The 4,941-nt window shown below is 54.5% G+C and carries 5 protein-coding genes; 4 read left to right on the forward strand and 1 reads right to left on the reverse strand.

The genetic code is table 11. The annotated features are described in order from the left end of the window. On the reverse strand, positions 1 to 116 hold a 116-nt coding region (locus ACRESJ_RS10730), incomplete at its 3' end, for a MerR family DNA-binding transcriptional regulator (RefSeq protein WP_431757883.1). 74 nt (positions 117 to 190) lie between these two features. Between ACRESJ_RS10730 and ACRESJ_RS10735 the strand changes: the two genes are divergently transcribed. From ACRESJ_RS10735 to ACRESJ_RS10750, 4 genes are all read left to right on the forward strand, one after another. Then, positions 191 to 1,270 carry an SDR family oxidoreductase gene (locus ACRESJ_RS10735; protein ID WP_431757880.1) on the forward strand — a complete coding sequence of 360 codons (1,080 nt, stop codon included), beginning with the start codon at positions 191 to 193 and terminating at the stop codon, positions 1,268 to 1,270. Positions 1,271 to 1,550: 280 nt separating this feature from the next. Beyond that, positions 1,551 to 2,450: a DMT family transporter gene (locus ACRESJ_RS10740; RefSeq protein ID WP_431757881.1), complete on the forward strand. Its 900-nt coding sequence runs from the start codon at positions 1,551 to 1,553 to the stop codon at positions 2,448 to 2,450. Between the two features lie 205 nt (positions 2,451 to 2,655). Continuing rightward, positions 2,656 to 3,273, forward strand: coding sequence for a LysE family translocator (locus ACRESJ_RS10745; RefSeq protein ID WP_008071373.1), 618 nt, complete (start codon positions 2,656 to 2,658; stop codon positions 3,271 to 3,273). Between the two features lie 74 nt (positions 3,274 to 3,347). After that, positions 3,348 to 4,778, forward strand: a complete 1,431-nt coding sequence (locus ACRESJ_RS10750) for an IS1182 family transposase (RefSeq protein WP_431757882.1) — start codon at positions 3,348 to 3,350, stop codon at positions 4,776 to 4,778. The last annotated feature ends 163 nt before the right edge of the window (positions 4,779 to 4,941 follow it).

A 4,941-nucleotide genomic window follows, 5' to 3' on the forward strand; every position in this document is an offset into this window, starting at 1 on the left:
GTGTAAACGCGATATTTGTTAGTTTGCCGCAGCGGTGAGATCAGGCCGATTTGCTCGTAGTAACGCAGCGTATGGCGGCTGGCGCCGCTGCGGGCCTCGAGTTCGCCGATTTTCATGAAAACACCGCTTGACTATAGAGTTGGGTCGATAGTTTACGCTTGATTTCTCACCTTAAACAAGGAACAGGGAAATGAGCGTGGAGTGCTTTGTCACGGGGGGTACCGGCTTCATCGGTCAACATTTGGTGGCGTACCTGAGTGCAAAAGGTCACACCATTCGGGTGTTGATGCGTCGCCCAGAGCGACTAGCTGCACTGCGGGAGCAAGTCGACAATTTGGGAGGGTGCGCAACCCGGGTATTTGCCGTAGCTGGCGATCTGGAACGGGACAACCTCGGGCTGAGTCTTGCTGACCGAGAAGTGCTAAGGCACGCCAGAGTCATATTCCACCTGGGCGCCCACTTCGCATGGGGGCTTTCAGTGGAGCATTCTCGTGCGGTGAATGTGGAAGGGGCAAAGCGCGTGGCGCTGTTGGCGGCTGAGCAAAAAAGCCGGTTAGTGATGATCGGCGGCTACATGCTGAAAAATCATGAACATCTGCAACGCATCGGAATTGATCCTCGTTATCCGCAGCTGACGAATTGGCCTGCCGTCTACCGACATGTCGGTGGTTACGAGGGAAGCAAGCTGGAGGCGCATTTTGCGACCCTGGAGGTCATGTCCGCCAAGGGCGGGGAGATGACCGTTGTCCACCCCGCGACGGTTTGTGGCCACAGCCGCACGGGGCATATCCTTGACGGTCAGCCGCTGGTAGAGCTGATACGCAACCTTGTGCAGGGAAAGCTGACTGCAGTGCCCGGTACCGCCGAGCACTGGCTGCCACTGGTCACCGTGGATTACCTGGTTGAGCTGGTGGCGGTTTGTGCTTTTGAACCTGCCATGGTGGGCCAGGAACTGCTGGCGCTTGATGACCAGACTCCCAACTTGCGAGAACTCCTGGTACAGGTGGCACAACCTTTGGGCTTAAAGTCTCCCAAGCATTACATTTCACTCCGATTGCTGAAGTTGCTACTGAGTATTCCTCCCGTCGCGCGGTTTTTGAATACAAAACCCGAAGCCTTGGACTTTATCCAGACCACTCGTTTTGATACAGCGGCGGTCGAGCAATTTGCCAACAGGCATGGAATAGCCAAACCGGATATACGTCAGTCTTTGCAGCACACTGCAACGTTCGTCAACTCATATTGCATAGCCAAGGGCCAGGCCCTCTGACTTCTCCCTTGGGGGCGACAAAGTCGTTAGCCCCGATTAAATGGACTTTCCTAAGGTAAGTAATGCGGATTCATCAACTTGGAAGTGCAACCATCGTGCTTGAAATCGGCCCTTGTCGAGTCATGTTGATCCTGTGCTGGGAGAACAGGGTGCATAATCGCCTCTAGCTTGGGGGGTATGTTTTAACTAACACTCAATCGCCTCGTATCCTCAAACTTTGCGCCGTCGATGTAGGGCGGCATTCTATCGAACGACAATTCAGCGACAGGGATCGTCATCAATGCAATCCAGTTTCAGCAAAGGCGTCATATTTGCACTCTCCGCTGCGGCACTGAACGCAACGATCGGTGTACTCAGCAAAGTACTCATGAGTAATGGTTTCACCGCTAGCAGTGTCGCTGTCATCAAGACCGTACTGGGTTGCGTGCTTCTCTCGATCTTACTGTTTTTCCTCAAGCGTCCGGCGGCGTCGACCAAATGGACTCAGGCGGCTATCTGCGCATTCCTTGGCATCTTTGTGCTGTTCCATTTCGAAACGTCCGCCTATCGGCATTACGCTGCGGCAGGTGTAGTGGTGGTGCTGATGGCCAGTGCCTCGATTTCCTCGATCATCCTGGGGCGCATTTTCCTCAAGGATGCCATCACCGCGAACGCTACCGTGGGCGCCGCACTGGCTATCGCCGGGATCTCGGTGATCTTCGGCGGCGACCTGCAGCAGGGCTTTACCCTGCAAGGTGCTGCGCTCGCCTCCATGGCCGGCTGCGGCTATGGGGCCTTTTCGGTTGCCATGAAGCGTATGGGTGTGTCGGGGGGGCTGCACTTCACCCGACAATTGTTGTTCTTTGGCAGCCTGTACCTGCTGATGCCGGCTGCGGCCGATGGTTTCGCGATGGGCGAGCTGTCGCCGCTGGCGATCGCCGCGCTGCTGGCGTTGGCCACGCTGCCGACAATCCTGGGCTTCTTCTGCACCACCAAGGCCATCGAGTATCTCAAGCCATCCCAAGTGCAAGCGCTGGAGCTGACCGAGCCACTGTTCGCCGCGCTGCTGGCGTTTGTGGCGCTCAATGAAGTACCGCGCGAAAGCCTGTACGCGGGAGCGGCACTGATCATCGTCGGCCTGTGTTTCTCCAATGAACTGATCCGCTTGGGCAGCAAAGCATCCGTCCCTTCGACCGAGTGAGCTATTTTCGGATCCTGATTACTTTAGCAATCAGTGGTTTTTAAGTGTTTTGAGCGACTGACCGCTTCTGGCCCAGAGTGTGTAAAAACACAACTACGCTCAAAAGCCCTGTATCGAATTTTTATTTCGTTGTACGTTGAAGCCGCGGACGGCTTTGAACTGAATGATGACCGTCCCCGGCCACAACACTCGCAAAGGAATGCACATGATCGATGGTCCCGCCGTTTTGACAGTCTTTTTGGTTTACCTGGCCGGTGTCGTTATTCCAGGGCCAAATTTCGTTGCAGTAGTCCACAAAGCGGTAGCTGCTACGCGGTCAGAAGCTTTGGCCTTGGTAGCAGGCATCGTATTGGTCAATTTGTTCTGGGCCACCTGTGCAATCGCAGGTATCGGCGTTGTGTTTGCTGCGTTCCCTTGGGCGGCGCTAATCGTAAAAGTTCTGGGGGCAGCCTATCTGATGTGGTTTGGATTCCGACTGCTGCTCAAGGCCGGGAAGAGCGCGCTTGCCCCCTGTAGTAATGCTGTCGTCGGAAACTTTCGGCAGTCATTCATCCAAGGGGTCGTTACGAACATTGGCAACCCTAAATCCATGGCCTTCTATGCCGCTATTTTCTCAGCGGCAGCCCCCACCCACGTTTCACCAAGCACGTTTTTGTCGATGCTGGCAGTCGTAGTGGTGGTTTCGATGACTTGGTATGGAGTGGTCGCAATCGCTCTTTCGCAACCTGAGATCGCTTCAGCGTATCGAAGGAGGAAAAAAGCTATTGATCGATTATGCGGTGGTTTGATTTTGTCTCTAGGGATCCGGCAGCTGGTTCAATAAGTCTACGATTGAGTATCTATCCAGCCCGAAAACCCTTGCTATGATTTCTGAGGATTTCATCGCAAGGATCGCCCATGAAGCGCTTTATTCAAGGTGAACATCGAGGCCAAGGCACCTTACTTCCCGAGAGTCTCGACGACTACGTCAGCGATACCAACCCGGTGCGCGTAGTCGACGTCTTTGTCGATGAACTCAACCTGGTCAATCTGCGTTTTGAAGGTGCCATCCCAGCCGATACTGGCCGGCCTGCTTACCATCCCTCGGTCTTGCTGAAGATCTACATCTACGGTTATCTCAACCGCATCCAGTCGAGCCGACGTTTGGAGCGAGAAGCCCAACGCAACGTCGAGCTGATGTGGCTGACCGGGCGTTTGATACCCGATTTCAAGACCATTGCCAACTTCCGAAAAGACAACAGCAAGGCCATCCGAGGCGTTTGTCGCCAGTTCGTCGTGCTCTGTCAGCAGTTGGGATTGTTTGGAGAAAATCTTGTTGCCATCGATGGCAGTAAATTCAAGGCTGTCAACAATCGTGACCGCAATTTCACCAGCGCCAAACTAAAGCGGCGAATGGAAGAAATTGAATCGAGTATCAATCGGTATCTGACTGCACTCGACGAAGCCGATCAGCAAGAACCCTCAATCGCTCAGCCCAAGGCTACTCATCTGCAAGAGAAAATCGACAAGCTCAAAGCTCAGATGAAAGAGTTACAGGTCATTGAAATCCAGCTCAACGAGTCGCCGGATAAACAGGTCTCACTGACCGATCCAGACGCCCGATCCATGATGACTCGCGGCACTGGAATCGTCGGCTACAACGTGCAGACAGCGGTCGATACCCAGCACCATTTGATCGTTGCGCATGAGGTCACCAACGTCGGCTCCGACCGCGATCAACTCAGCTCGATGGCCAAGCAGGCCCGCGAAGCGATGGCGCCAGAAGTGCTGTCGGTAGTGGCTGACCGAGGTTACTTCAAAAGCGAAGAAATCCTGGCTTGTCACGATGCCAACATCACCGCCTATGTGCCCAAGCCGATGACCTCCGGAGCCAAGGCTGACGGGCGTTTCAACAACGATGCCTTCATCTATGACGCGGCAAAAAACGAATACATTTGCCCGGCTGGAGAGGCGCTGATCTGGCGCTATACCAACGTTGAAAAAGGCCTGACGTTGCACCGTTACTGGAGTTCGAAATGCCGGGGCTGCGCCATGAAACCGCAGTGCACACCGAGTACGGAGCGGCGAGTCCGGCGCTGGGAACATGAAGCCGTGCTGGAGGAAATGCAGACCCGGCTGAGCAACGCGCCGGAGATGATGGGAATCCGAAAACGGACTGTTGAGCATCCCTTCGGGACGCTCAAACAATGGATGGGCGCGACACACTTCCTGACCCGAAAGCTCAACGGGGTGAGCGCCGAAATGAGCTTGAACGTGCTCGCCTACAACCTGAAAAGGGTTATGAGCATCATCGGCACCACTGGCTTGATGAAAGCGTTAACGGCGTAAAAACCGGTCTTTTACACCCCGGCCAAAGGACTTTAAGAGGCTGCTGAGCCGTTTTAACTGTTGCTGAAAACGTCGTGACCTTGATCAGTTTGCGAAACGTGAGCACGGTCTCCTGGCGTCGCTATAGAAAACCCGATTTAGCGTTTTTACACACTCTCGGCCG

Source organism: Pseudomonas sp., assembly GCF_050739655.1.
In the GTDB taxonomy this organism is placed as follows: domain Bacteria; phylum Pseudomonadota; class Gammaproteobacteria; order Pseudomonadales; family Pseudomonadaceae; genus Aquipseudomonas.

Coding starts and splice junctions, on each gene's coding strand:
- ACRESJ_RS10735 (WP_431757880.1), top strand. CDS start 191: ATGAGCGTGGAGTGCTTTGTCACGGGGGGTACCGGCTTCATCGGTCAA.
- ACRESJ_RS10740 (WP_431757881.1), top strand. CDS start 1,551: ATGCAATCCAGTTTCAGCAAAGGCGTCATATTTGCACTCTCCGCTGCG.
- ACRESJ_RS10745 (WP_008071373.1), top strand. CDS start 2,656: ATGATCGATGGTCCCGCCGTTTTGACAGTCTTTTTGGTTTACCTGGCC.
- ACRESJ_RS10750 (WP_431757882.1), top strand. CDS start 3,348: ATGAAGCGCTTTATTCAAGGTGAACATCGAGGCCAAGGCACCTTACTT.